This is a genomic window from Nitrobacter sp., assembly GCF_051535215.1.
Classification (GTDB): domain Bacteria; phylum Pseudomonadota; class Alphaproteobacteria; order Rhizobiales; family Xanthobacteraceae; genus Nitrobacter.
Map to the genome: position 1 here is coordinate 329524 of NZ_JBPPLY010000001.1, position 23957 is coordinate 353480.

At 61.4% G+C, this 23957-nt stretch carries 26 protein-coding genes and 2 pseudogenes; 20 read left to right on the plus strand and 8 right to left on the minus strand.

All coding sequences use genetic code 11. The features are described 5' to 3' along the window. Window positions 1-117: 117 nt before the first annotated feature. The gene (locus ACS3WB_RS01500; RefSeq protein WP_438273817.1) at window positions 118-648 is read left to right on the plus strand and encodes a transporter; all 531 of its coding nucleotides are present in this window, start codon (window positions 118-120) and stop codon (window positions 646-648) included. Window positions 649-879: 231 nt separating this feature from the next. Beyond that, window positions 880-1119, plus strand: a complete 240-nt coding sequence (locus ACS3WB_RS01505; protein WP_009337906.1) for a PilZ domain-containing protein — start codon at window positions 880-882, stop codon at window positions 1117-1119. 191 nt (window positions 1120-1310) lie between these two features. Here the strand turns inward: ACS3WB_RS01505 and ACS3WB_RS01510 are convergent, their stop codons facing one another. Next, window positions 1311-1586, minus strand: a complete 276-nt coding sequence (locus tag ACS3WB_RS01510; protein WP_438273818.1) for a hypothetical protein — start codon at window positions 1584-1586, stop codon at window positions 1311-1313. Window positions 1587-1985: 399 nt separating this feature from the next. Between ACS3WB_RS01510 and ACS3WB_RS01515 the strand changes: the two genes are divergently transcribed. The 7 genes and pseudogenes from ACS3WB_RS01515 (at window position 1986) to tnpC (ending at window position 7582) form a co-directional block, all read left to right on the plus strand. Beyond that, window positions 1986-2612 carry a DedA family protein gene (locus ACS3WB_RS01515; protein WP_438273819.1) on the plus strand — a complete coding sequence of 209 codons (627 nt, stop codon included), beginning with the start codon at window positions 1986-1988 and terminating at the stop codon, window positions 2610-2612. A gap of 438 nt (window positions 2613-3050) precedes the next feature. Then, a complete protein-coding gene (locus ACS3WB_RS01520; RefSeq protein WP_438273820.1) occupies window positions 3051-3863 on the plus strand; it encodes a COG4705 family protein in 813 nt (270 codons plus the stop codon). A 93-nt stretch (window positions 3864-3956) separates the two neighbouring features. Further along, window positions 3957-4217, plus strand: coding sequence for a hypothetical protein (locus tag ACS3WB_RS01525; RefSeq protein WP_438273821.1), 261 nt, complete (start codon window positions 3957-3959; stop codon window positions 4215-4217). Between the two features lie 45 nt (window positions 4218-4262). Further along, on the plus strand, window positions 4263-4862 hold the full coding sequence (locus ACS3WB_RS01530; RefSeq protein ID WP_438273822.1) for an undecaprenyl-diphosphatase: 600 nt from the start codon (window positions 4263-4265) through the stop codon (window positions 4860-4862). Window positions 4863-4946: 84 nt separating this feature from the next. Continuing rightward, window positions 4947-5534, plus strand: a complete 588-nt coding sequence (locus ACS3WB_RS01535; protein ID WP_438273823.1) for a hypothetical protein — start codon at window positions 4947-4949, stop codon at window positions 5532-5534. A gap of 1 nt (window position 5535) precedes the next feature. Further along, a pseudogene (locus tag ACS3WB_RS01540) lies at window positions 5536-5814 on the plus strand (ATP-binding cassette domain-containing protein); the annotation flags it as partial. Beyond that, window positions 5804-7582: an IS66 family transposase gene (gene tnpC, locus ACS3WB_RS01545; protein WP_438273824.1), complete on the plus strand. Its 1779-nt coding sequence runs from the start codon at window positions 5804-5806 to the stop codon at window positions 7580-7582. The pseudogene ACS3WB_RS01540 and the gene tnpC, both read left to right, overlap by 11 nt. A 35-nt stretch (window positions 7583-7617) precedes the next feature. Here the strand turns inward: tnpC and ACS3WB_RS01550 are convergent, their stop codons facing one another. Continuing rightward, window positions 7618-7875, minus strand: coding sequence for a hypothetical protein (locus ACS3WB_RS01550; RefSeq protein ID WP_438274029.1), 258 nt, complete (start codon window positions 7873-7875; stop codon window positions 7618-7620). Between ACS3WB_RS01550 and ACS3WB_RS01555 the strand changes: the two genes are divergently transcribed. The 11 genes and pseudogenes from ACS3WB_RS01555 (at window position 7846) to ACS3WB_RS01605 (ending at window position 19192) form a co-directional block, all read left to right on the plus strand. Next, window positions 7846-8508 (plus strand): tyrosine-type recombinase/integrase, encoded by a 663-nt coding sequence (locus ACS3WB_RS01555; protein ID WP_438273825.1) that lies wholly within the window; start codon window positions 7846-7848, stop codon window positions 8506-8508. The genes ACS3WB_RS01550 and ACS3WB_RS01555 overlap by 30 nt on opposite strands. 267 nt (window positions 8509-8775) lie before the next feature. Then, window positions 8776-9112, plus strand: a pseudogene (locus ACS3WB_RS01560) (efflux RND transporter permease subunit); the annotation flags it as partial. An 89-nt stretch (window positions 9113-9201) separates the two neighbouring features. Next, the gene (locus tag ACS3WB_RS01565) at window positions 9202-9903 is read left to right on the plus strand and encodes a VIT1/CCC1 transporter family protein (protein WP_438273826.1); all 702 of its coding nucleotides are present in this window, start codon (window positions 9202-9204) and stop codon (window positions 9901-9903) included. A gap of 116 nt (window positions 9904-10019) precedes the next feature. Then, entirely contained in the window at window positions 10020-10697 is a 678-nt protein-coding gene (locus ACS3WB_RS01570) for a winged helix-turn-helix domain-containing protein (RefSeq protein ID WP_438273827.1), read from the plus strand. Further along, window positions 10694-11707 carry a sensor histidine kinase gene (locus ACS3WB_RS01575; RefSeq protein WP_438273828.1) on the plus strand — a complete coding sequence of 338 codons (1014 nt, stop codon included), beginning with the start codon at window positions 10694-10696 and terminating at the stop codon, window positions 11705-11707. The genes ACS3WB_RS01570 and ACS3WB_RS01575 overlap by 4 nt, the downstream gene beginning before the upstream one ends. Before the next feature lie 297 nt (window positions 11708-12004). Next, on the plus strand, window positions 12005-12886 hold the full coding sequence (locus ACS3WB_RS01580; protein ID WP_438273829.1) for an efflux RND transporter periplasmic adaptor subunit: 882 nt from the start codon (window positions 12005-12007) through the stop codon (window positions 12884-12886). A 10-nt stretch (window positions 12887-12896) separates the two neighbouring features. Next, entirely contained in the window at window positions 12897-15968 is a 3072-nt protein-coding gene (locus ACS3WB_RS01585; RefSeq protein WP_438273830.1) for an efflux RND transporter permease subunit, read from the plus strand. Beyond that, window positions 15961-16260, plus strand: coding sequence for a DUF3240 family protein (locus ACS3WB_RS01590; RefSeq protein WP_438273831.1), 300 nt, complete (start codon window positions 15961-15963; stop codon window positions 16258-16260). The genes ACS3WB_RS01585 and ACS3WB_RS01590 overlap by 8 nt, the downstream gene beginning before the upstream one ends. Beyond that, window positions 16257-17504, plus strand: a complete 1248-nt coding sequence (locus ACS3WB_RS01595; protein WP_438273832.1) for a TolC family protein — start codon at window positions 16257-16259, stop codon at window positions 17502-17504. Before ACS3WB_RS01590 ends, ACS3WB_RS01595 begins: the two co-directional genes overlap by 4 nt. A gap of 101 nt (window positions 17505-17605) precedes the next feature. Then, window positions 17606-18190: a cytochrome b gene (locus ACS3WB_RS01600; protein WP_438273833.1), complete on the plus strand. Its 585-nt coding sequence runs from the start codon at window positions 17606-17608 to the stop codon at window positions 18188-18190. Between the two features lie 45 nt (window positions 18191-18235). Next, window positions 18236-19192 (plus strand): LysR family transcriptional regulator, encoded by a 957-nt coding sequence (locus tag ACS3WB_RS01605; protein ID WP_438273834.1) that lies wholly within the window; start codon window positions 18236-18238, stop codon window positions 19190-19192. On the opposite strand, the gene ACS3WB_RS01610 is transcribed toward ACS3WB_RS01605, so the two are convergent. Genes ACS3WB_RS01610 through trbK-alt form a run of 6 tightly spaced genes read right to left on the minus strand, consistent with a single transcriptional unit; the run spans window position 19146 to window position 23956 of the window. Continuing rightward, window positions 19146-19382: a DUF2274 domain-containing protein gene (locus ACS3WB_RS01610; protein WP_438273835.1), complete on the minus strand. Its 237-nt coding sequence runs from the start codon at window positions 19380-19382 to the stop codon at window positions 19146-19148. The two genes, ACS3WB_RS01605 and ACS3WB_RS01610, sit on opposite strands and share 47 nt — an antisense overlap. A gap of 2 nt (window positions 19383-19384) precedes the next feature. Next, the gene (locus ACS3WB_RS01615) at window positions 19385-20539 is read right to left on the minus strand and encodes a TrbI/VirB10 family protein (RefSeq protein WP_438273836.1); all 1155 of its coding nucleotides are present in this window, start codon (window positions 20537-20539) and stop codon (window positions 19385-19387) included. Further along, a complete protein-coding gene (gene trbG / locus ACS3WB_RS01620) occupies window positions 20536-21591 on the minus strand; it encodes a P-type conjugative transfer protein TrbG (RefSeq protein ID WP_438273837.1) in 1056 nt (351 codons plus the stop codon). Before trbG ends, ACS3WB_RS01615 begins: the two co-directional genes overlap by 4 nt. A gap of 8 nt (window positions 21592-21599) precedes the next feature. Further along, on the minus strand, window positions 21600-22289 hold the full coding sequence (gene trbF, locus ACS3WB_RS01625; RefSeq protein WP_438273838.1) for a conjugal transfer protein TrbF: 690 nt from the start codon (window positions 22287-22289) through the stop codon (window positions 21600-21602). After that, a complete protein-coding gene (trbL, locus tag ACS3WB_RS01630) occupies window positions 22286-23665 on the minus strand; it encodes a P-type conjugative transfer protein TrbL (RefSeq protein WP_438273839.1) in 1380 nt (459 codons plus the stop codon). The genes trbF and trbL overlap by 4 nt, the downstream gene beginning before the upstream one ends. Window positions 23666-23668: 3 nt before the next feature. Then, entirely contained in the window at window positions 23669-23956 is a 288-nt protein-coding gene (gene trbK-alt, locus ACS3WB_RS01635) for a putative entry exclusion protein TrbK-alt (protein ID WP_009337891.1), read from the minus strand. Window position 23957: the final 1 nt, after the last annotated feature.

Here is a 23957-nt window from a genome sequence, read left to right on the forward strand (position 1 = left end):
TCCAGAGCCGACCGAGTATCGCCACTATGAAATCTACACTTTCAACAAGGGAGCCCGTTCAAAGGGTGATCTTGCGGGAGCGAGCGGCATCGACTTCAACTACGGCGCGGCCCCAACTTGCAACTCACAGCAACGCTGCCCGTCGGCTTCGATTTTCCTTCGAACGGGCCGGTTGCCTTCGGCCTCAGCAACATCGAACTCGCGGCAAAGTACCGGATCCTCCATCAAGATACATTTGTGTTTGACGTCGCCGTGTTTCCGCGCGTCTTTCTGCCAAGCGGTTCCCGATCGGTCGGCGATCGCCAGGCGTCTGTTCTGTTGCCGATCTGGGTGCAGAAGGACTGGGGCAAATGGTCGGCCTTCGGAGGCGGCGGTTGCCAGATCAGTGCCGCCGGGCGTTCGCATGATTTCTGCCTCTATGGCGGCACCGTGACGCGGCAGATCGCGCCGACATTACAACTCGGCATCGAACTTTTCCACCAAACCGCCGACGGTATCGGAAACCCGGCAACGACAAGCCTCGGCATCGGTGCGAAATACGATCTGAATGACAATATCCATCTTCTCGGCTACGCCGCGAAGGGCATTCAGAACGCACGGACCGCAAATCAGTATTCCTGGTATACGGCGATTTTGTTCACGTTCTGAACCGACAACCCACTACGAATAACCCGTACCGGCGGCGGCCGGGCAGCGTTCAGCGACAGACGCTCGCTGCCCATGATCCGCGCTAAGTCCCGGCTAAGTTCGGGTGCGCAAGATGGATCGTCACACCCAGAACGATTTTCCGGCTTGCGGGTGGCAAGGCATCTTCACCTCGATCATGGGGTGACAACCTGGAGATGCCCCGCATTGTGCCGCCGACAGGGCAGGTTTCCGATGGACGAGAAGCGCAAATCAACGCGACACCGTGTTCTGAAAGCCGGCAAAATTGCGTTTAGTGGGGCAGTCGTCGACTGCACTGTTCGCAATCTGTCTGAGACCGGCGCGGCTCTTGATGTCGTCAGCTCGGTGGGGATTCCCGATCACTTCACGCTGATCATTGCGGTTGACCACGTCCAGAAACCTTGCCGTGTCGCCTGGCGTAAGGCGACACGGATTGGCGTGCATTTCGGTTAGGACAGATTCAACTAGAAAGGCGTGGTGCCAAAGCACCGCGCCTCGATATTTCATCGAAGGCTGAAAATCGGGCGCACGCGGCGCGCCGACCGTTAATACGGACGCTATACGCGCCCGCGTATTCCCGAGGTCCCTTCCATGCCGACGATTCTATTGGACGCGCCAGCGAGAAGGATTGACGTTCCAGGCTTCTACTCCTCATCGTCGTCATCTTCATGACCGATGGCGAAGCCGAATGCCCTCGGGAGCGGCTCGTAATAGACCGGCGGGGGTGCGTAGTAGACGCGTGGCCGCTCCACATAAATCTGACCCGGCTCGGCCGAATGATGGCGATAGCGATGCTCGCCCCGCCAATGATGCTCGCGCCATTCATGTCGTCGCCAACCATCGTCGTCGGCATGGGCGGCGGAGACACCGATCGTCGCTGTCAGACAAAGTGAAGCCACCGCCACTGAAAAAATGCGCATGATCCGTCTCCGTGTGTTCGATCAAGTTGCAAGATGAGCCCAAGTGATCCCGTTCGGTGACGTAACTACGGCGTCCATCGATAAAATAAATGCGATTCATGGTGAGGCTTCTAAGTTTGTCCTAAGTCTTCCGTGTGGCCAACAAACGCGATGAGGCGACGCCCAAGCGAACAACGTATAGCGCTATCAGAAACAGCCCTCATTCGTCCCTAAGTTCAGAGCGCTATCGTTATTTCGGTCGATGACGCGATCACTGCGTCTTGTACATGCTCGTGAATTGTCGTCGTCGAAAGACTCCAGCCCAACTGCGGCGGGAGATACTGGCAGGCCGCGCGTCTCGCGCCTCGAAGTGTCGATACGCGCGAACAACTATTTTGACCTCTTAGGCTCGTAAGTATCATGATTCCTTCTATTGGCAGCTTCCTGCACCAGGCCGCGGACCTTGTCGCGCAGCAGCCGCTGCTCGTCATCGGATTCGTGTTTATTCTGGCGTTGTCCGAGTCGCTCCCGGTCGTCGGCGCTGTGGTTCCGGGCACCGCGACGATCCTGACGATCTCAGCCATGGCGGGCGGTGGATCGTTGCCAGTCTGGGCGGTGCTCCTTTCCGCCTGCCTGGGAGCGATCGCGGGGGATGGCGCCGCGTACTGGCTGGGGCATTCCTATCAAGAGCAGGCGCTGCGGATGTGGCCAATGTCGCGCTATCCGGAGGCGATCCGACGCTCGGAGGAGTTCTTCGCGCGCCATGGCGGCAAGTCGATCACGATCGCGCGCTTTACTCCCGTCGTAAGAGCATTCGTGCCGCTCATCGCCGGGGTCTCCGGCATGAATCCTCGGCGCTTCTACACTGCAAATATAATCTCCGCGGCGTTGTGGGCCATCTCGCACATCGTTCCTGCGGCCGCGGCAGGCGCGTCTTTCGTCGCGCTCCACCAGCATGTGGGCACCTTGGCTGTGGCTTCTTTCCTGCTTGTTGGTCTGGCGGTTCTCGCTTGGCGGAGAATTCATGCAGGCCTGCGGCCAGAGTGACCCTTAATCCAGTTTGCTCCAAAGGTGTTTGCACGACCGATATGCACACGCATTCGCCGCTTGGATGGATGCGGGCGAGTCGGGGTGCGATTCGCGCTTTCAAGCAAAAGACAGTGTGCCTGACGTGCGACGTCATCATTTCACCTCGGCTGTGCCAGTCCATCCCGATCGATATTTAGACTGGTGTCACGGCGCGAACCCATCGCGAGCATGTCGATCCGTTTCGTGATGCGTCAGTCGCTTTCCCGATGACGGTTCTCCGACCAAGGCGATAGACCGGCCCACCGCTGTAGTCGCGCGCCAGTCCCGCATCCATCAGTGACGAGCGCTCATTCACTGCTAAGTCGCACCCGCTACCGATGGCATGCAAGATTTCATCGGGTTTTATGCAAGCGCGCCAGTGTCGATCGATACCAGCGGCAACATCGGAGGAAGATCATGCCACACAGTTCAAATGTGCAGGTTTCGACACTGCTGAACAAAGTTCCGGAAGTCACCGTCTATTTCTGGGTCATCAAGGTCCTTGCCACGACCGTCGGCGAGACCGCCGCCGACTTACTTTCCACCCGGCTCGGGTTGGGGCTCACGGTCACGTCGTGGATCATGACCGGCGCCTTCGTCGCCGCCCTCGTCGTGCAGCTGCGCGCCAGTCGCTACATTCCCACGCCCTACTGGCTCACCGTTGTCCTGATCAGCATCGTGGGAACACTGATCTCCGACAATCTCGTCGACGGCATGGGGATCAGCCTCGTCACCACGTCGACCGCGTTCGCGATCATTCTGGCTGCGGTCTTCGCGCTCTGGTATCTCAGCGAACGGACGCTCTCCATCCACACGATCGTCACGCGGCGGCGCGAATACTTTTACTGGGCCGCGATCCTGTTTACTTTCGCGCTCGGCACCTCGGCTGGCGATCTCATGGCCGAGCGATTCAACCTCGGATACGGTCCGGCGGCGATCGTGTTCGCCGCGATGATTGCGGCGACCTATGGCCTCTATTGTTTCGCCCGTATGAACGCGGTGCTCGCGTTCTGGATCGCCTACATCCTGACCCGCCCGCTCGGCGCATCGGTGGGCGATTTCCTCGCCAAGCCCGTCATTGCCGGCGGCCTGGGTTGGGGCACGGTCAATACCAGCCTGCTGTTCCTCAGCGCCATTCTTGCGTTGGTCGTCTTCCTGACCGTCACCAAGGCCGATCGCATCGAAAGCATCCCCGCGAACGTCGGCGAGAAGCGATCCGTAGAAGCATAAACATCAGATCAGGGCTGAAGATCGGCGCCGCTCCAGCTCTGGCGCTCACGCGAGCGAAGCAATCAACGGCCCACAAACAGACAGGAGACTGCAATGACACATTTTTTGATGAAGGCCGCCTTGCTCACCGCCGCGATCGGGATTGCCGCCACCTCGGCTGCGCGGGCCGATTGCGAAAGCGATCTCAAGCAGCTCGAGCACGCGTTCACGACGCCGAATCTTACCGCGACCACAAAAACGGCTCTCGACGAGGCGAAGGTCAAAGCGGTTGCCGCGCTCAAAAAGGACGACGACAAGACTTGTCATGCGGCGGTCGCCGGAGGGTTGGGCAAGGCGGGCATCAAGATGAAGTAGCGCTCGCGCGTTTCGCTGGTCGCACTCTTTCCACGGTCTCGTTCCATGCTCGACACTCTCAATCGGTCTTTGCTGGAATGGATGGTCGCGTCGCCGGATGTTTCCGGCGGCGCACTTCTGCTTCCACTCGTACTTGCCGAGTGGGCGATTTTCACAGCTCCGGCAGCGCTAATTCTGCTTTGGGTGCTGGGCAACACGCAGGATCGGCGCGCTGCCGTTGGAGCCGGTCTTAGTGCGCTTCTGGCGCTGGCTTTGGCCGCCGGGATTTCATCCGTCTATTTTCATCCGCGTCCTTTCATGGACGGGCTGGCGCGCAACTATTTGCATCACGCGGCGGACAGCTCGTTTCCGAGCGACCACGCGATCGTTCTCTTTACGCTCGCCTGGTCGCTGCTCCTGACGCCACCGGGTTGGCTGAAGCGCGTTTGGCTGGCGTTGCTGCTGGTTGCCTGCGCCGTTGGCTGGTCGCGCATCTACCTGGGTGCGCATTATCCGCTCGACATCGTCGGCGCTGCGGTGCTCGGTCTTGCGACCGCCTATGGCGTCAACCGGTCCTCGCTGAATCGTTGGCGCGACCTCGGTACGGACCTGGCCGAGAAGCTCTACAGCCTTCCCCTCGACCTCCTAAGCAAACGCAAAAACTGAGCTGCGCGCTCATTTCGTGCTCATTCTTCGTTGTTAGAGCTTCTGCATCGGCTTTGTTGAGTTACGACAAAACAGGAGCTTTCCATGGCATCTTCGCTTCTAACCAGACGGCGCTTGCACGCGATCGGACTGGCGCTGATCCTCGCACCGGCGATTGGGATCGTCGTTCCGGCCGCAGCGCAGGAAAAAGCCATCGCGCCGGAAATCAATCCGCCAGGGGACATTCCTGACAATCAGCAGTTCGTTACTTTCGAGGCGACGCAAGGTGCGGCTTTGAAGGTTCCGGAAGGGTGGGCTCGGACGGATACGAAGGAAGGTGCGATCTTTACGGATAAGTATGGCCGTATCGAACTCACCATCCGACCATCGACATCGCCGCTTACGATCGACATTCTGCGCGCACAGCAGATTGCCGATCTCGAAAACAATGGGCGCGCGGTCAAGATTCTGAGGACCGAGCAGGTGAAGCTGCCCGCAGGGTCGGCGATGAAGGTCGTCTATACGTCGAATTCGGACCCGAATCCGGTCACGAACAGGCAGATCCGCCTTGAAAGCGAACGCTTTTATCTGTCGCGCAACGGCAAGCTCGCTGAGCTCACATTTTCGGCGCCAGCCGGCGCGGACAATGTCGATCAATGGACGTTGATGAGCAAGTCGTTTCGGTGGAAGTGACATGACCCTGCTGGTGGCTGACGACCTGTATCGTTTCTTTCATGTCGGCGAAACCGAAGTGCGGGCTTTGCGCGGCGCCAGTCTCCGCGTCGATCGCGGCGAAACAGTCGCTCTCGTCGGAGCATCTGGGAGCGGCAAATCGACTCTCATGGCGTGTATCGCCGGACTCGACGATCCAGACGGCGGACTGGTTACCATCGATGGCGAGTGCATGACACGGCACGCCGAGGACGAGCGCGCGGCGCTGCGAGGGCGCTGTATCGGTTTTCTTGCGCAGTCGCGCAAAAACTGCGGCCGACGCCGCAACACCGAAAGACCGCGACTACGAACTCCGCGATACGACCGTACCGGGGTTCATGCTGAAAGTCACGCGGGCGGGCGGCAAGGTCTTCATGTTGCAATACGTGACCAACTCGGGCGTTCGCCGCAAGCCCGCCTTGGGTCGATTTGGAGAGCTAACAGTCGAGCAGGCCAGGAAGCTGGCACAAGACTGGCTTGCCGAGGTTCGGCAGGGCCGAGACCCGAGTGCTGAAAAATCGGCGGCACGCGCAGCTCCGACGATGAAGGAGCTGTGCACGAAATACGTCGAGGAGTACGCGAGGCTTGCCCCGCGCAGCGAAAAGCACGTCGACCGTCTCTTCAATGAAGCCGAGCAGGCCGCCGATGAGGATGACGCCGGCAGTGCAACGAACGCTATCGCCGAACTTCCGGACACGGGCTTGCCATCCGTCGAAAGCGTGTCGGGGAAGAAGCGCGGCCGCAGGCCGCTGCCGGCGAACCTGCCGCGCGAGCGCGTCGAGTATGACCTGCCCGACGATCAGAAGGCGTGTCCGTGCTGCCGTGGCCAGATGCATCGCATGGGCGAGACTGTCACCGAGCAGCTTCATATCGAGGTGAAGGCGAAGGTTTTACAGAATGTGCGCTTCAAATACGCCTGCCGCCATTGCGATCGCACCGGGATCAACGCCCCTGTCGTGACCGCGCCGATGCCGACGCAGCCGTTGCCGGGCAGCGTTGCGACGGCCTCGACGCTGGCGTTCGCGCTGGTTCACAAATATGTCGATGGCACGCCGCTCTACCGCCTGGCGCAGGCCTTTGAACGCGCAGGTGTTCCTGTCAGCCGCGGCGCTTTGGGTCACTGGGTGATCGGCTCGAGCGAGAAGCATCTGTATCGCATCTACGACGCTCTGAAGCTGCGGCTCAGATCGCAGCCTCTCATCCATGGCGACGAGACCACGGTTCAGGTCCTCAAGGAGAAGGACAAAGCGGCCACCAGCACCTCGTACATGTGGGCCTATCGCAGCGGCAAGGACAGTCACGAGCCGATCGTTTTGCTGGATTATCAGCCGGGCCGCGGCCAGATCCACCCGCAGGCCTTCCTCGGCGATTATCGTGGCATCGTGATGAGTGACGGCTATGCCGCATGCCGCATGGCGCACGCTGGAAGGGGCCACCACATTGGCTGCATGGCCCACTCCCGGCGACGCTTTGTCGATGCCCTCAAAGCTAGAAAGAAGGGCGGCGGGCCGCCGGAACAGGCGCTGCGGTTCTTCGACCAGCTCTACCGGGTTGAAAGGCAGGCGCGGGACGAGAAACCGGAGAAGGGTGAAACACAGGCCGACTGCATTCGCCGCTTCCGCCGGCAACACAGCATTCCGGTCCTGAACACCCTCAAGATATGGCTCGATCAAATCGCCCCGAAGGTCTTGCCGGACAGCAAACTTGGCGACGCCGTGTCCTACACTCGAAACCAGTGGGACTATCTGACGCGTTACACCGAAGATGGCAGGATGCCGATCGACAACAATCTCCTGGAGCGCGACATCAGGGTTTTTGCCACTGGCCGCAAAAGCTGGCTGTTCAGCGACACCGTCGAGGGCGCCAGGGCCAGTGCCGTCGTCTACAGTCTGATGCTGACCTGCCGCGCCTCGCGCGTCGAGCCGTTAGCATGGCTGCGCCACGTCCTCACCGAATTACCTCGACGTGCGGGCGACGCCGACATCACCGACCTGTTGCCCTTCAGCTTCACTAAAGCCGCCGCTGCCTGAACGGGCAAGCATCGCCCCGATAGGACGGCCATCCGTCAAAATGCGGGCGACAACGTGCAACGAAAATCGCGCTTACGTTGCGCAAACTCTTTACGTATCTCGATCGTGCCGACCAAGAAGGATTGGAGCATCCTTTCATCACGCTCGCGATACGGCTCCAGTTTGAGTTTGCGGCTCGCATGTCCGAGATTCTCACGCTCGAATAGGAGTGGATAGATCTTGAACAGCGGCGCGTCACTTGGCCAGACAGTAAGACGGGTGGGATGACGAAGCCTCTGAGCGAAGAGGCTCATCGGCTGCTCAGCGCGACTCCCCGCATCGGAAAATCTCCGTTCGTTTGCCCTTCGATTTTCGATTCATCAACGCGGATGACCGACAACACCTATCACAACGCATGGCGTCGTATCCTCTCAAGGGCTGGCGTCCCTCATGTCGGTACGCATGGCATCTGCCATCGGGCTGCAACCGATATCGCGAACTCCGGCATTCCACTGAAGGTCGGGATGGCGCTCACGGCTCACACGACCGTCGCCATGTTCATGCGCTACATCCATAACGAAGACGACCCGGTGCGAATGGCAGCCGACGTGGTTGCAGCACGCCGCCGAAACGTCATCGGCGGTGAAGGACAGCGTGTCGAGGAGTGGTCGATCGACATGGACGTGGAGTGTGAAGCCGAAGCGCAGGCCCCCGAGGCCGTTTTGACAGTGCCACCACCAGCCGGTCTCGAAGACGGCAGATACACATCTCGCACCAAAGTCGGAAACTATCGACCTTTCCGGCACCGCAGCGGTGCCAATCGCGACGTGCCGCCCGGCACACGGGGAGGGAGGGGGCACGATGAATGCCAAACACACCCAAGCGAAGAACGGCCATGCGAGATGGCCATCAATGGACTTGATATCGCGAGCGACCTTTGTCGATGAAGCGGGACCTGTGCGGTTCGTCGATACCGAGGCGGCAGCGAAGTATCTGGCGCTCGATACCCACACGCTCGAATGTTATCGATCCCTCGCAACGGGGCCGGCGTTCTACAAGTTTGGGCGCTACGTCAGATACGCAGTCAGCGACTTGGATGCGTGGGCCGAAAGCTGCCGCCGAGCACGGTAGCTCCACAAGGTCGGCATCGCCAGTCGGCATTCAGGAATCGGCAACGTCGGCGTCGATATGGGCGTCGTGCAGGGAGGTTCCGGATCGTGATGATTTCGTTCATCAGCAACCTGCGTCAGAATGGCCTCGATGCGGAGGATGCCGCGCGGGAGGGTGCCTTGGCTCGTCTGCGGCCTGTTCTGATCACGGCTCTTGCTGCAAGCCTCGGGTTTTATTCCGATGGCGTTCAATGTAGGCGCAGGCTCGGAGGTACAGCGTCCATTCGCGACCGTGGTGATCGGCGGCATCATTTCCTCGACAATTCTCACGCTTCTGGTTCTACCCGCGCTTTATCGGCTTACCCACAGGCGCGAGAGGGCCACCAATCAGGAAATCGAAGCAACGCAGATTGTCGGACATGGCCGTTTAGGACGGCTCTAATCCGCATCACGCAGATAGGGTCTGCGGTATCACGTCAGCGTTCTGTCAGGATGTGCGGCTAATGCGCTCTCTTTGATACGAGGTCCCGAATGAGCCGATTGCATCCTCATCCCGAACGTCACACTGTCTCACGGGTCGGCTGGCTACGGGCCGCGGTTCTTGGTGCCAATGACGGCATCGTTTCTACTGCGAGCCTGATTGTTGGTGTCGCCGCTTCAGGCGCGGGTAGGAATGGCATTTTGGTCGCGGGTGCAGCAGCACTAGTCGCCGGCGCGATGTCGATGGCCGCCGGAGAATATGTCTCCGTCAGCTCGCAATCCGACACCGAGAACGCTGATCTTGCCAGGGAAAGACGCGAGCTGGCCGACCAACCGGCTTCGGAGCGTGATGAACTGGAGAACATCTACATAGCGCGCGGCCTCGATCAGACTCTTGCGCGACAAGTTGCGGATCAGCTCATGGTGAAGGACGCGCTAGGGGCGCATGCCCGCGACGAATTGGGAATTTCCGAGGTCTTGACCGCAAGGCCCCTACAAGCAGCGCTGACGTCAGCGTTGACGTTCAGCGCAGGCGCAATCATGCCGTTGGTGCTGGTCGCCATCGCGCCGGCTTCATTCCTTATCCCGTTGGAGATCGCGGTTTCTTTGCTTTGCCTGGCGATGCTCGGAGCGCTTGGCGCCCGGACTGGAGGGGCTCCGATCATGCGATCTGTGCTACGTGTGACGTTCTGGGGCGCGTTGGCGATGGGGCTCACAGCAAGTATTGGGCGGCTGTTCGGTACCGCCGTTTAAACAGGCGCTTTCTTTTGTTCGCTTGTTGCAGCAGTGTCATGCGGCGAATTCGGCGCGGAACTCCAGGTGGAATCAAAAAATGCCTCGGGTCGACTGCTTAGCCGGGATACTTTGACATGCGTGTACTGGTCGTTGAGGACAATAATCGGCTCGGGCGACTGATCGCGAGCGGCCTTCAGCGCCGGGGCTACGCCTGCGATGTCGCCCTTTGCCTCCGTGAGGCGGAGACCGCCATGTACGGCGCAACCTATGATGCGATCATCCTCGACCTGGGACTGCCGGATGGCGACGGCAAAGAGTGGCTCATCGCGCGGCGGAAATCTCGGGACATGCCGCCCGCGATCATGCTGACCGCGCGTGGAGGGCTTGAAGATCGTGTCACCGGGCTGGATGCCGGCGCCGACGACTACATGGTCAAGCCGGTCGAAATCGAGGAACTCGCTGCTCGTCTTCGGGCGCTTTTCCGCCGACCCGGCCCTCGCACCCCGACCACCATCGAAGCGGGACGCCTTCAGCTTGACGTTGCAAGTAGAACAGCGCGGATCGGAGAGACTGAAATGGATTTCTCCCGACGCGAGAGCGATCTCCTCGAACTGCTAATGCGTCGCGCCGGCACCGTTGTGCATCGGGAGGTGATTGAAAACGCCCTCTACAGCTACAGAGAGCCGGTCACTCCCAACGCTGTCGAAGCGGCCGTTTCAAGGCTTCGCCGGAAGCTGGAGGACGCGGGGCTGACCGGCGCGCTCCACACTATTAGGGGGATCGGCTACATGCTCAGGGATAACGGTACGTGACGAAGCGGAGATCAATTTCACGCCGGTTGATGCGCGGCCTCACTATCGTCGGGGCCGTTGGAACCATCCTGTTGTTCGCTGCCGTGGTCTTCTTCTACCATTTCTCGATCACGGATTTTCGAGTTAGCGCAGACCATCCGCGTGCGTTCCGCGAGACGTTGGAGCATGTTGTTCTCCCGGTCGCGATCTTAATGGGACCAGTTGCCTTCGTTGTAACCAGGGTCATTGGGCAGGCATTCCTCCCATTGGAAGCGGCCGCACGTAAAATTGCGGCCGCACGCGGACATGAACGCGGGTTTCGAATTGATACCTCGGAACTGCCCGCCGAAGCACTTCCGTTCACGGATGCGGTCAACGATCTTCTTGAGCGTCTCGACGAAGCAGCGGTTCGCCAGGAGGCTTTTGCCGCCGATGTGGCGCATGAGCTGCGAACGCCACTCGCGCTTCTCGCGCTAGAGCTGGATCAGTTCGACGATGTCGATGCCGCGCGGTTGAAAGAAGATGTGATGGCGATGCGGCGGCTCATCGAGCAGTTGATGCTCCTTGCTCAGATTGACGCATTCGATGCGGCACAGATCGCGCTCGAGCAGGTACCCCTAGTCGCCGTCGCGAGGGATGTCGTCAGCTCCATCGCTCCAGCAGTCATCACGGCCGGTCGGACAATCGATCTCAAGATCGATGATGAAGGAGCGGCCGTGCGTGGTCGGCGTGAAGCAATCGCAGCGGCCCTGCGTAATCTTGTCGAGAATGCCGTTCGTGCGACGCCGGTTGGAGGCGCGATCCATGTACGCGTGGGACCTGGCTTAATCGTGAGTGTTGCCGACGACGGGCCGGGCTTGACACCAGATCGTCTTCGCGAGTTGGCGCGACGCCACTGCCGCGCTGACCATGCAAGCAACGATGGTGCTGGCCTTGGCCTCGCGATCGTGAAGCGGATCATGGCCGCGCATGGAGGCCAGCTCGAAACTCATCCGGAAAAGAGCGAGATTTCCCTAAATTTTTCCCGTTAGTTGAATGATTTACTCTCGTCAGGGTTTCGTCAGCATCGCTGCATATCTGACGATGTTATGTCTAACCGAACCTATGTGCTTACAGGCGTCGGCATTGTTATTGGATTGACGTTTGCCGGCTTAGGGTGGGTAGCGACTCACCACGGAACGGTATCGCCCGCCCAAACGCCCTCAACTAGCGAGCGGCCGGCAGCGCCGGGCATTCTATCTGTCAGCACACAGCAAGCCGCGCAACTTGGCATTCAACTTGCTGCTGCGATACGTGTCGATGAAGTACCGCTCGCGAGCATTCCCGCAATGATCCAGCCGCCCGCCAATGCGCGCGTAGCGGTGGCGGCAACTTTCCCTGGGGTGGTGGTTCGCACGCTTGTAGTGGAAGGGGATACCGTTCGGCAAGGGCAGCCGCTCGCGGTCATATTGAGCCGGGAAGTGCTAACGATGGGGGCTGATCTTACGCGCGCAAACGCGCGCTCCGGTGTTGCGCGTTCAAACGCCGCCCGACTTTCGCAACTCGCCCGCGAAGGAATCATTGCCGGCGCCCGTGCGGATGAAGCGATTGCAGCTGCCGCTGAGGCAAACGCCGACGTTTCGGAAAAGATGCGCATCCTCCGAATGGTCAACGGCCATGGCGAGAGCGGAACATATACGCTGACCGCACCTATTGCAGGGCGCGTCACAGCGTCATCTATCCAGGCAGGAAATCCCGTCGATGGCACCACCGCACCCTATGTCATCGACGCGGCCGACCGCTACGAAGTCGCCGGTCAATTGCCGGAAAGACTGGTTGGTGCAGTCCGACCGGGCATGAGTGTCCGAGTCAATCCCGATATTGCCGGCCGAGTCATCGCGGTCGGAACCACGATTGATCCCGCGACCCGGTCGGCAAGCCTCAAGGCGCAGATTCCCGCCGGTGCCGGAATTATCAGTGGACGGGCAACAAACATAACTGTGCTTGGCCCAGCGCTAGCGGGAGCCGTGTCAGTACCTACCACCGCGGTCGCAACAATTGGCGGGAAGACTGTCGTCTTCGTTACCGCACCCGACGGCTTCGCCATGCGGGAGGTGGCGAACGGCGGCACCGCTGGCGATAAGACAGTCCTGCTTTCTGGCGTGAAACCCGGCGAACGGGTGGTGATTCGGGGCACGAGCGCGCTCAAGGCGCTCGCCTTGGCTCGTTAGAGGCGATCCGATGCTGCGTTCGCTGGTCGCCGCCTCGCTCTCCTATCGCCCGCTGGTTCTCGCTCTTGCGACAATGGTCGCCGGGCTTGGCATCTGGGCTTTCGTCAATCTGCCGGTGGATGCCTATCCCAATATCGCACCGACGCAAGTGAAGGTCATCCTCAAAGCGCCAGGCATGACGCCAGAGGAAGTAGAGAGCCGCGTCATCACGCCGATCGAGATGGAGATGCTCGGCATTCCCAATCAGGCAATCCTGCGCTCGACCGCCAAATATGCGATCGCGGACATCACGATCGATTTCAAGGACGGGACCGACATCTATTGGGCGCGCCAACAGGTGGCCGAGCGCTTGTCGGGCGTGATGACCGATCTGCCCAAATCTGTGAGCGGCGGCATGGCGCCGATCTCGACACCGCTTTCCGACGTGTACATGTTCACGATCGAAGGGCCCCTCAGCATTCAGCAGAAGCGCGAACTGCTCGACTGGACCATACGCCCCGCACTGCGCACGGTGCCTGGCGTCGCTGACGTCAACGCGCTAGGCGGCTATGTGCGCACCTTCGAGGTCAAGCCCGATCCCGTCGCACTCGCAGGTGCGAAACTCTCCATCGCCGATCTGCGCACAGCTATCGAAAGCGGCAACCGCAATGACGGCGCTGGTCGGCTAACGTCCGGCGAAGAATCGCTGATCATCCGTGCGGTCGGCGCGATCCGCTCGGCGGATGATCTCCGCGCGCTAGTCTTAGCAAACCGTGACGGTCGTATCGTGCGGCTCGGCGACGTGGCGAGCGTCGGTATTGGTAGTCTTACGCGGTACGGGGCGGTCACGAAGAACGGGAAAGCCGAAGCGGTCGAGGGCCTAGTCATCGCACTGCGCGGCGCCGATGCCCGGCAGGTCGTAGACGGGGTACGCGACCGGCTCGCCGAGGTCAGCAAGTCGCTGCCTGCAGGTACGTACATCAGCGTCTTCTACGATCGCTCCGACCTTATCCAGCGTGCCGTCGGCACTGTTGAGGAGGCTCTGGTTGAGGCCACCATCCTCGTTATCGTGCTGTTGATTCTTTTTCTCGGTGACTGGCGTGCCGCCGCTATTGTCGCTGTGACCCTGCCCATGGCGGCACTTATCACCTTCCTTTTCATGCGGGGTATGGGCCTTTCCGCAAATCTAATGAGCCTCGGCGGTCTCGCCATCGCCATCGGTATGCTTGTGGATGGCGCGGTCGTCGTCGTCGAGAACATCGTCGAGCGCCTCGGCCACGCTCATGAAGAAGGCCGACCTCGCCTCAATATCATCTTCCAAGCGGCGAACGAGGTGATTGTGCCGGTTTCGGCCGGCATTGTCATCATTGCGCTCGTGTTCCTACCGCTGCTGTCGCTGCAGGGGCTTGAGGGCAAGCTGTTTGCGCCGGTCGCACTCACTATCGTCTTCGCGCTCACGGGCTCGCTCTTGCTCGCGCTCACCTTAGTTCCGGTGCTCTCGTCCTTCGGTCTTAAGAGCGGTCATCACGGTGAACCGTGGATCATGCGGCAACTCGCGCCGCGCTATCGCCGCCTGTTGGACATCGCCTTCGCACGGAAGCGTTTGATCTATGGCCTGTCCGGCGCGGGCCTCGTCATCGCTGGCATGGCGTATGGCGCGGTCGGCAAGACGTTCATGCCGACAATGGATGAGGGCTCGGTGATCGTGCAGCTTACCAAGCTGCCGTCGATCAATCTGGATCAATCCGTCCGGGACGACATTGCGGTGCAACGCGCCCTGATGTCCGTGCCCGAAGTCCAGGACGTGATCGCGCGCGTCGGTTCAGACGAAATCGGCCTCGATCCCATGGGCCTCAACGAAACTGACAGCTTCGTTGTCCTGAAGCCCCATTCCGAATGGCGCGGCGATAAGGATTTCGTAGTGAACGAACTACGCAAGGCGCTGGAGGGACTGCCCGGTATCCAGTCGAGTTTTACGCAGCCGATCGAAATGCGCGTGTCCGAGATGCTGACCGGCGCGCGCGGCGACCTAGCGATCAAGATCTTCGGTCCTGACATAGCAACGCTCGCCGATCTCGCCGGCCAGGTCCAGCACACATTGTCGGGCATCCGCGGTGCGTCCGCGGTGCTGACAGTGGCGAATGACAGCGTGGACTACCTCCAACTCGACATCGATCGCACTGCTGCGGGGCGGTTCGGCATGCCGATTGACCAGATGGAGGACGCTCTGCGGGCCCAAGTTGAAGGTATGCGCGCGGGTATCGTCGCTGATGGCCAGAAGCGCGTCCCCATCGTCATTCGTGGCGATGAAAGCCTGCGTTCTGATCCCACGCGTTTCGCCGATCTGCAGTTGCGTACGCCGGGCGGGATCTTGGCGCGGGTCAGTGATATGGCGCAGGTCAATCGCACCGAAGGGCCGGTCAAGCTCGACCACGAAAACGGCTCTCGGTTTGCTCTCGTGCAGGCGTTCGTCTCAGGACGCGATCTGGTCGGCTATGTCGACGAGGCCAAAACGGCGGTCAACGCCAAAATCAAAGTTCCGCCTGGTTACCGCATCGTCTGGGGCGGCCAGTTCGAGAACCAGCAGCGCGCGTCCGCACGGTTGATGATGGTGATCCCCGTGGCGTTGCTGCTTATTTTCTTCGTATTGCTCGGCACACTCCGCTCGTTTCGAGCATCTGCAGTGATTCTGCTCAACATTCCCTTCGCCATGGTTGGTGGCATCGTGTCGCTCTGGGCGTCGGGGCAGTATCTTTCCGTTCCGGCATCGGTCGGCTTTATCGCCTTGCTCGGCATCGCCGTGCTCAACGGCCTAGTGCTGGTCGCATATTTTCGGCAGCTCCGCACCGAAGGATTGCCAATGGGCGAGGCCGTGCGCCTGGGCGCCGAGCGACGGCTTCGTCCGGTGCTGATGACGGCGAGCATCAGCGCATTCGGCCTGGTGCCGCTGCTCTTCGCCAGCGGCCCGGGATCGGAAATTCAGCGCCCGCTTGCGATCGTCGTCATTGGCGGCCTCGTCACTTCGACACTGCTGACCCTCGTCCTTCTACCCATCCTGTTCGAGCGCTTCGGCGAGGGCGCGGAGGAAGCCACTCATGACTGAAATGCTGCTCACGTTCCATTGCGCCCTTTGCGACTGTGACGTCGTCGCCGAGACGATCCGGACCCGGACCGAAGCACCGCTCTACATTTGTCAGAAGACCGTGCGCGGCAAAGACTTCGATGATGCGAGCACGGCCGAGCGCGTTGTCGGCCTTCTGCGCAGGAACACGATCGAGCTGATAGTCGAAACCGATGCCGTCACCGGCCTAGTCGAGGCCGTTACCCAGGCCAAGCGGGATCTGCCGGTGCGCTGGCATGCCGTGTCTGTTCTGATGCGCGGGAGAGTCGCATGAAGCCACAATGCCTCTCCCTAATTCTATTTGCGCTTTTGGCTCCCGCCGAGGCCATGGCTCAGCGCGCGGACTTACCCCCCGCGGAACTGGTCAACCGAGCGCTCGACAATCATCCCAGTGTCAAAGCTGCCGCTGCGCGCGTGGCGGCGGCGCGCGCCCACAGCGACATGCTTCGACACGGGTCTCATGAAGTGACACTGTCAAGCAGTTACACCCGTCGCAATGTCGAGGGCTTCGGCGGACGGAACGAATTCGACGTGACCATGGGTCGGGCTTTCCGCCTTCCCGGAAAAGCAGCGCTCGATAGCCAAGCAGGCTCACTGGAGGTCGAAGTCGCAAAAAGCAAGATGGAGGACGTCCGTCACCAGACTGCGCTTGTCCTGTCAGGGCTTTGGCACGACTGGCTGACCGCCGGCAGTCACTACCGCAACGATCTTGCGACGGTCCAGGATCAGGAAAAAGCCCTCGCGGCTCTGCGCCAGCGTGTGACGTTGCGCGATGCTGCTGCCGTCGATCTCGACCAAGCCTCAACCGCACTTGCGCAGGCGCGCGCCCAGGCTGCTTCTTCGCTCGCGGCAAGAGAGCAGGCCCGTGTCACGCTGGCGGCGACGTTTCCGGACATCGTCTTACCTGCCAGGCCGCCCGAACTTGCAAAACCGGTTCTCCCTTCAGGTGGAATCGTGAGAATGCGGGATCTCGTGATCGAGCGCAGCCACGAAATTCGCGCGGCCGATCGGGACGCCCAGCGGCTCAACGTCGTGTCGCGGCGTGTCCGGGAGGATCAGATCGCCGATCCGACAGTCGGCGTGCGCATGTTCAGCGAGCAAGGTGGCCTCGAGAAGGGGGCCGGTGTGATTGTCTCGATCCCGCTCGGCGGCGGCTACCGCCAAGCGGCCGCCGACCAGGCATCTGCAGAGGCAAGCTCCGCCTGGCAAGAGCTAGCCAATGTTCGGCGTACCATCGCGGCCATCGCTAATGCGGATCTGTCGAACGCGCGCACCCGACTTACCGCATGGCGGAGCGCCGATTCAGCGGCACTTAGCGCCGGCGAGGCAGTGATCAGGATCAGGCGCGGTTACGAACTGGGACAGATTAACCTTTCGGATCTGCTCTACGCGCAACGACAGTCAAATGAAATGCGAAGGTATGAAATCGATGCGCGCGCTGAAGCGGATCGCGCGTTGCTCAAGCTTCAGATCGACTCGCATAGCATCTGGGCACCAGACGAAGAGCTGGGCCAGTGAAGCCGTCTGAGCGGAGCGGTCAGGTCCTAGCAGGGGCGCAAGGGTCATAACCTAGACCCAGCGATCATTTCGGTGAAACACCCAAGAGAGAGTTCTGCATTATGTTGACAACCCCAACGCAATCGTCAGTAGCGCATGATCAGCGGCACTATGATATCGTCAGCATTGCCTTTCATTGGCTGACCGCCGTTCTTGTCGTCACTCTGTTTTTGCTAGCGGAAGTTTGGGACTTCCTTCCGCACGGTACGCCGCTGCGTCACAGTCTACAGGGACTCCACATTTCGCTTGGAATTCTTTTGTCAGCAACTCTCGCCACACGGCTTATCTGGCGTATCTGGTTCGGCCGTAAACTGTCCCCAGTCATTTCGGGACCACCATATTGGGTCGCGCGTGGCGCCCATCATCTGATTTATGCGCTTCTGATTGGTCAAATTGCGCTCGGCTATATATTCCGGTGGACACAAGGTGAAGCATTCAGTTTTTTTGATCTGTTCTCCATCCCGGCGTTGATTTCACCGGACAAGGCTGCCGCAAGGCTAGTTGGTGATTTTCACAACTTCCTCGGATGGACGATTATTGTGCTGGTCTGCGGTCATGCAGTCGTGGCGCTGCTTCATCACTACGTTCTGCGAGACGACACGTTAAAGCGCATGCTGCCCAACCGGGCCAAGCACTCAAGCTTTTGAGTACCTGAGGCCGAAAAATAGCCGATTTGAAAAGAGCGAGGGAGGATGGAGAATTCAGATTTAATCGAGATTCGCCATCTGAACTATTTCGTGGCTGCCGCGGAACATAGCAGTTTTCGAAAGGCGGGACCGGCTCTCGGGATATCTGAATCTGCGATTAGTCGCCGCATTCGCGACCTTGAGGATCGAGTTGGGGTCTCATTATTTCATCGGCACTCTAGCGGCGTCTTGCTCACCGACGCCGGCGAGCATTTCCTCGCAAGGGCGAGACAAGGTCTTAGAATAATTCGAGAGGGCGCACGTAATATTGCGGTAATTGGCCGTGGCGAAGAAGGGTGCGTTAGGATTGGCATATTCTCATCGCTCGCTTCTGGTTTTCTTTCAGAGCTTCTGCGCTCCTATCACGAAAAGTACAGCATGGTGCGCGTCGATTTCCTCGATGGAAATCCAGCCGAGCACATCGCTGCAATTCGGCAGCTCCGGCTCGACGTCGCCTTCCTGACCGGAACGCAGGACTGGATCGACTGCGAGCGGGTGCCGCTGTGGTCGGAGCGGGTGTTCGCCGCGCTGCCGGACGATCATGTCCTTGTCGCGCGCGAGGAACTGGCGTGGGACGATCTTGCCGGCGAGAGCTTCATCGTCAACGTGGCGCCGCCGGGCCAGGAGATCCACGATCATCTCGTGCGGTGCCTGGCGGACCTCGGCCGGCATCCGCAGATCGAGGTGCAACAGATCGGCCGCGACAATCTGCTGCCACTGGTGGCGCTGGGCCGGGGTCTGACGCTGGTGAGCGAGGCGATGACGGTGGCGCAGCTACCCGGCATCTCCTACCGGCCGATCGCCGGTGAAGTGTTGCCCTTCAGCGCGGTATGGTCGCCGAGAAACGACAACCCCGCCTTTCGCCGCTTCCTCAGTACCGCAAGAGCGTTGGCAAAATCGAGGAAGACGGGCGCCATCACGAGGACGCTTTTGGAGATTGACCGGCACGCCGCGCCTTACTGAACTCGCGATCCGTATCGATGAAGCGCTCTAGCATCGGCACAATGAGCTTCACCGGCTCGATCGGCGGTTGCCCGGCGTCGGCCAGCAAGCGTCCATAGGCGACAAGATCGCGATGGAGCGCGGCAGGCAGCTCCAACTTGACTGTCACGGGCTTGTCGTCGGCGATGGGACCGAGTTTCAGTTTGGCCATGGTCAACCTCTGTATGCTTCGAGGACCAAATCGCGCGTCACAACGATTCTGACTGGGAATCCCGGCCGAATAGTTAGCGTCGGCGCGACATTGAGCTGGCGGCGGATGATCTGCTGGCCGGCATCGTTGATGGTGTCCTGCCCGCCGTTTCTGATAGCGCTGAGCAGCCGGTCCTCGTTGTTGACCGCAAGCTCGGCCCCGACAGTGAGCAGCGTCGAGAGGCCGGCTGCCTTGGCGAGATCCCACCAATGATAGTCGACACCGTCTTCCAGGCCGGCATAGCCTTGCGTGTCCGCACCCGGCTGGCGCTCGAGGACGATCGACCGTCCGTTCGGGAATATCAGCCGATTCCAGACGAGCAGGACGCGGCGCTGCCCGAATTGCACGTTGTTGTCATACTGCCCGATGATCCGCGTGCCCTGCGGCACGAGGAGGACGCGGCCGGTCGGGCTGTCATAAATCGGCTCCGTCACCTGCGCCGTGATCTGGCCGGGCAAGTCGGAGCGGATGCCGGTGATCAATGCCGCCGGGATGACGGCTCCGGCTTGCAGGACGAAGGGCGATGCCGGAGCCATGACGCGATCCGATGACGTGGTGCGGCGGTCCACGGCAGCGTGGAGGAAGGCGAGTTGCTTGTCCTGAGCGGTCTGCTGAACAGGCTGGCCGTTGATGTCGAGGCCAGTGAGATTCGGAATGGTCGCGGTCCCCGGCATCGCGGCCGTCGCGGTATTGCCGGGCGCTGTCTGGAAGAAGACACGCGACGTCCGCGCCGCCTCTTCCTCCGCGCGCCGGCGCTGCTCGGCTTCATCGACCGTCGGCGTCGCGATCGTGGGCGGCACGACCGGCTGGCCCTTGTTCTGCGCATCGAGGATCGGGCGGCCGAGGTCGCCCGGCAGCGGCGGCCCCAGAACCGGGCCAGTGTAGTCGCGCGGCAGGCCGGCAAGACCATCGGCGGGCTGGCGGTTGGCGGTGGAGTAAAGCTCCTTCCCGTTGTCGCCGGACGTGCGGGTCTGAAGCGCATAGATCAGTGCGCCGCCGATACCGACGAAGGCAATGGCGGCCACGCTGGCCAATACCCGGCGCGACAGGCGGGTGACGCGCCGCGGTTCGGCGCGCAGCCGCATCGGAGCGGCATTGGCGGGTTCGTTCTCGCTCATGACGCTTGCCCTCCCTTTTCAGCGCGGGCGTCCGTCGCGTGGGGAGCTTCACCCAGGTCTTGTAGCCACGAGAATGGACCGCGCCGCTCGCGCCCGTCGGTTCGGACGATCCTGACGGTCTGCTGCTTGTCGCCGCCACCAAGGCGCAGCTCGGCCGCGCCGAACAGGCGATCGACGATCAGGATGTTCCGATAGATGCGGCTGTTTGCGATCTGCGCCTCGCCGTCGGGGCCGATCACGAAGATCGGCGGCATTTCGCCTTGCACGATACCGTGCGGGAATTCGACATAGACGCGCCTGCCGTCGTCATAGATTGCGATCGGCTTCCACGGCGGATTGTCACCGGAGAGGCCGTAACGATAGTTGCGTGCTGCCGCGGCAGGGATGACCGGCGTTGCCGGGACGGCCTGACGCCCGCCGCCTGCCGGCCGTGGATAGGCCCAGGCGACGGCGGGCATGTAGGGCTTCTGACGAGAGCGCAGCTCGAGCATATAGGTGCGCCGGTCGGTGGTGACGACGAGATTGGTGGTGATGTCGGCGCGCGAGGGCTTCACCAGCACATGGACACGCCGCGTGTTGCCAGACCCGCTTTCGGTATCGCCGATGATCCAGCGCGCGGTATCGCCGGCGGCGATCGGTCCGGCGCCAGTCAGATTCTCGCCCGGCTCAAGCGCGATGTCGCTGATCTGGCCGGGTGCGGCATAGACCTGATAGAGCGCACCATCGCTCCAGGGATAAATCTGGATGGCGTTATAATAGCCTTCGCGGCGTGGCTGGACGCGGGCGGCGGCGTTGGCGCTTTCGACGCGCGCGGTCGGCGTGTTGGCCGCCGTTCCGCCGCGCGTCGGCGTCCAGGCCGGCGGGATATGCAGCGGCTTTGGCCGATCGTCGGTGACGGATGCGGGCAATGCCGGAAGGGCCGGCACATTGGAGTCGTAGCTGATCTGCGGCGGCCTTTGCAGTGTGGCGCACCCGGCGAGCGTGGAGCCAGAAAGCAGCAAAGCAGCCACTACGGACTTACGGAAAGGCGGCTTTCCGCTTCTGCAGATCATTGGCCAGCTCATTGGCTCATCTCCCGCGACCATGAGATTGCGTTGACATAAATTCCGAGCGGATTGGCCTTGAGCCGGTCAGCGTCACGCGGCGGCTGGATCACGATGGTCAGGATCGCGGTCCAGCGCTCGGTGGTGGAGAGCTGGCCGCTCTCGTAACGGCGTTCGGTCCAGGCGACACGGAAGCTATCCGGCGACGCACGAATGACGCTGGAGACATCGACCGCGATTTGCTGCTTGCCGACCTTGGCGAAGGGGTCGTTGGCGCGCGCATAGTCGTTGAGCGCCGCCGATCCGCGATCCGTCGTCCACTCGTAGGCGCGCAACCAGTTCTGCCGGACGATGACAGGATCGGCAGGGATCGAACGGACCTGCTCGATGAAGCGCGCGAGATGCCACGCCACTTGCGGATCAGTCGGCCGATAATCGGCCGTTGCTGGCGCGACGGCCTGCGCCTGGCCGAATTTATCGACCTGCACCACCCAGGGAACGACGATCCCGCGCGCCGATTGCCAGACGAGCGCCGTGGCGAAGCCGGCCGAGAGGATCAGCGATCCGAAGGCCATAGTGCGCCAGTTGCGGGCCTGAACACGGGCGGAGCCGATGCGCTCGTCCCAGACTTGCGCTGCACGCTGATAGGGCGTTTCCGGTTGAGGTGACTTGCCGTAATGCGTGGCGGGTCGTTTGAAGAAGCTCATTTGCGATCGCTTTCGGAAAGATTGACGGAAGAGCCGGAGCCATGGCTATCGCCGGAGCGGACGGCATGTGCGGTAGTCTGGACGGCATGACTCATGTGTCCGCCGCGCCGCATACGTTGCGCCCAAGCCGGCGGAGTGTTCGGAGCGCTGGCCGATGCGCTGGCGGAGATGGAGGCGTCATTAGCGGCTGCCGCGCCGCCGCCGACCGTGCCCATGGTCGAGGAGCCGCCGGTCGCCGCGAACGAACCTTTGGCACCGCCCGCGTAGCTTGATTTAACGCTGTCAGCGGCACGCGCGGCGGCGCGCTTAAGGGGCGAAACGGCTACGGAGCCGGCGGCGCGAGCAACACCGCCAAGTCCGGAAGCGACGCCGGCCGCGCCTGACTGCCCCAGCGAACCGAGCGTGTAAGCCGACGACGAGGCCCCTGCCGCGGCAGCGCCGCCACGCACTGCTGCCGCGCCGCCGGCAAGAGCTGCCGCTCCACCTCGCGCCGCCAGCATCGCGGCACCGCCAGTGGCAAGGGCAGCGCCTCCAACCGCAAGGCCGGTGCCGATGGCTGCACCGGCGCCGAGCTGCGGGCCGCCGGACACGAGGCCGTTGGCGATGCCGGGGCCGAAGATGCCGAGACCGAGGAGCGACAAGGCGGCAAGAACAATGGCCATCGCGTCGTCAACGGACGGCGTATTGCCCCCGAATCCTTGCGTGAACTGGCTAAACAGCGTCGAGCCGATACCGATGACGACGGCGAGCACCAGTACCTTGATGCCGGACGAGACGACGTTTCCCAGGACCCTTTCGGCCATGAAGGCAGTCTTGCCAAACAGGCCGAACGGGATCAGCACGAATCCGGCAAGCGTGGACAGCTTGAACTCGATCAGCGTCACGAAAAGCTGGATCGCCAGAATGAAGAAGGCGAGGATGACGAGCGCCCAAGCAAACAGCAGGCAGGCGATCTGGATCAGGTTCTCGAACACTGCGATCCAGCCCATCAATGGCGAGATGGATTCGAGCAGCGGCCGCGCAGCATCGAGGCCGGTCTGCGCGACCTTGCCGGGGCGGAGCAGATCCTGCACGGTGAAGCCGGTGCCGCTCGCCTTCAGACCAAGGCCGGCGAAACTGTCGAAGATGATCTTCGCGAGATTGTTCCAGTTGGAAATGAGATAGGCGAAGACGCCGACGAACAGTGTCTTCTTCACCAATCGCGCCATGATGTCGTCGTCCGCGCCCCAGCTCCAGAACAGGGCCGCGAGCGTCACGTCGATGACGATCAGCGTGGTGGCGATGAAGCCGACTTCGCCGGACAACAGCCCGAAGCCGGAGTCGATGTATCGGGTGAATACCCCGAGGAAATTGTCGATGACGCCCGCGCCGCTCATGGTTCACCGCCTTTCGTTGGACGTCGGCGACGTGGATGCCGGCCTGTGGCCGAGGAATCTGTTGCGGGTTTCGGTCCAGACGCGCAGACATTCCGCGTCGCTCGCGGCCTGCTGGCCAAGCTCCTGGCACCGAAGCTGGCCCTCGCGCAGCGGATCGCGCTCGGGCTGGATCAGCCGTGGCGGCTGCTCTGCCGGTGCGTCGTCCTTGCGAGTAAGCTCGATCACCGTCATTGTGATGGCGGTCGCGACGAAGACGATCGCGCCGATCCGCGCCAGTAACTTGCCGTCCATG

Bases quoted from the DNA above. Each gene is read 5' to 3' on its own strand.
- trbF (WP_438273838.1), bottom strand. From the start codon at position 22,289: ATGAGCTTCTTCAAACGACCCGCCACGCATTACGGCAAGTCACCTCAA.
- ACS3WB_RS01555 (WP_438273825.1), top strand. From the start codon at position 7,846: ATGACGAAGCCTCTGAGCGAAGAGGCTCATCGGCTGCTCAGCGCGACT.
- trbK-alt (WP_009337891.1), bottom strand. From the start codon at position 23,956: ATGGACGGCAAGTTACTGGCGCGGATCGGCGCGATCGTCTTCGTCGCG.
- ACS3WB_RS01525 (WP_438273821.1), top strand. From the start codon at position 3,957: ATGACACATTTTTTGATGAAGGCCGCCTTGCTCACCGCCGCGATCGGG.
- ACS3WB_RS01615 (WP_438273836.1), bottom strand. From the start codon at position 20,539: ATGAGCGAGAACGAACCCGCCAATGCCGCTCCGATGCGGCTGCGCGCC.
- trbG (WP_438273837.1), bottom strand. From the start codon at position 21,591: ATGATCTGCAGAAGCGGAAAGCCGCCTTTCCGTAAGTCCGTAGTGGCT.
- ACS3WB_RS01605 (WP_438273834.1), top strand. From the start codon at position 18,236: ATGGAGAATTCAGATTTAATCGAGATTCGCCATCTGAACTATTTCGTG.
- trbL (WP_438273839.1), bottom strand. From the start codon at position 23,665: ATGAGCGGCGCGGGCGTCATCGACAATTTCCTCGGGGTATTCACCCGA.
- ACS3WB_RS01590 (WP_438273831.1), top strand. From the start codon at position 15,961: ATGACTGAAATGCTGCTCACGTTCCATTGCGCCCTTTGCGACTGTGAC.
- ACS3WB_RS01580 (WP_438273829.1), top strand. From the start codon at position 12,005: ATGATCCAGCCGCCCGCCAATGCGCGCGTAGCGGTGGCGGCAACTTTC.
- ACS3WB_RS01565 (WP_438273826.1), top strand. From the start codon at position 9,202: ATGAGCCGATTGCATCCTCATCCCGAACGTCACACTGTCTCACGGGTC.
- ACS3WB_RS01600 (WP_438273833.1), top strand. From the start codon at position 17,606: ATGTTGACAACCCCAACGCAATCGTCAGTAGCGCATGATCAGCGGCAC.
- ACS3WB_RS01515 (WP_438273819.1), top strand. From the start codon at position 1,986: ATGATTCCTTCTATTGGCAGCTTCCTGCACCAGGCCGCGGACCTTGTC.
- ACS3WB_RS01610 (WP_438273835.1), bottom strand. From the start codon at position 19,382: ATGGCCAAACTGAAACTCGGTCCCATCGCCGACGACAAGCCCGTGACA.
- ACS3WB_RS01595 (WP_438273832.1), top strand. From the start codon at position 16,257: ATGAAGCCACAATGCCTCTCCCTAATTCTATTTGCGCTTTTGGCTCCC.
- ACS3WB_RS01550 (WP_438274029.1), bottom strand. From the start codon at position 7,875: ATGAGCCTCTTCGCTCAGAGGCTTCGTCATCCCACCCGTCTTACTGTC.
- ACS3WB_RS01530 (WP_438273822.1), top strand. From the start codon at position 4,263: ATGCTCGACACTCTCAATCGGTCTTTGCTGGAATGGATGGTCGCGTCG.
- ACS3WB_RS01520 (WP_438273820.1), top strand. From the start codon at position 3,051: ATGCCACACAGTTCAAATGTGCAGGTTTCGACACTGCTGAACAAAGTT.
- ACS3WB_RS01570 (WP_438273827.1), top strand. From the start codon at position 10,020: ATGCGTGTACTGGTCGTTGAGGACAATAATCGGCTCGGGCGACTGATC.
- ACS3WB_RS01510 (WP_438273818.1), bottom strand. From the start codon at position 1,586: ATGCGCATTTTTTCAGTGGCGGTGGCTTCACTTTGTCTGACAGCGACG.
- ACS3WB_RS01535 (WP_438273823.1), top strand. From the start codon at position 4,947: ATGGCATCTTCGCTTCTAACCAGACGGCGCTTGCACGCGATCGGACTG.
- ACS3WB_RS01585 (WP_438273830.1), top strand. From the start codon at position 12,897: ATGCTGCGTTCGCTGGTCGCCGCCTCGCTCTCCTATCGCCCGCTGGTT.
- ACS3WB_RS01505 (WP_009337906.1), top strand. From the start codon at position 880: ATGGACGAGAAGCGCAAATCAACGCGACACCGTGTTCTGAAAGCCGGC.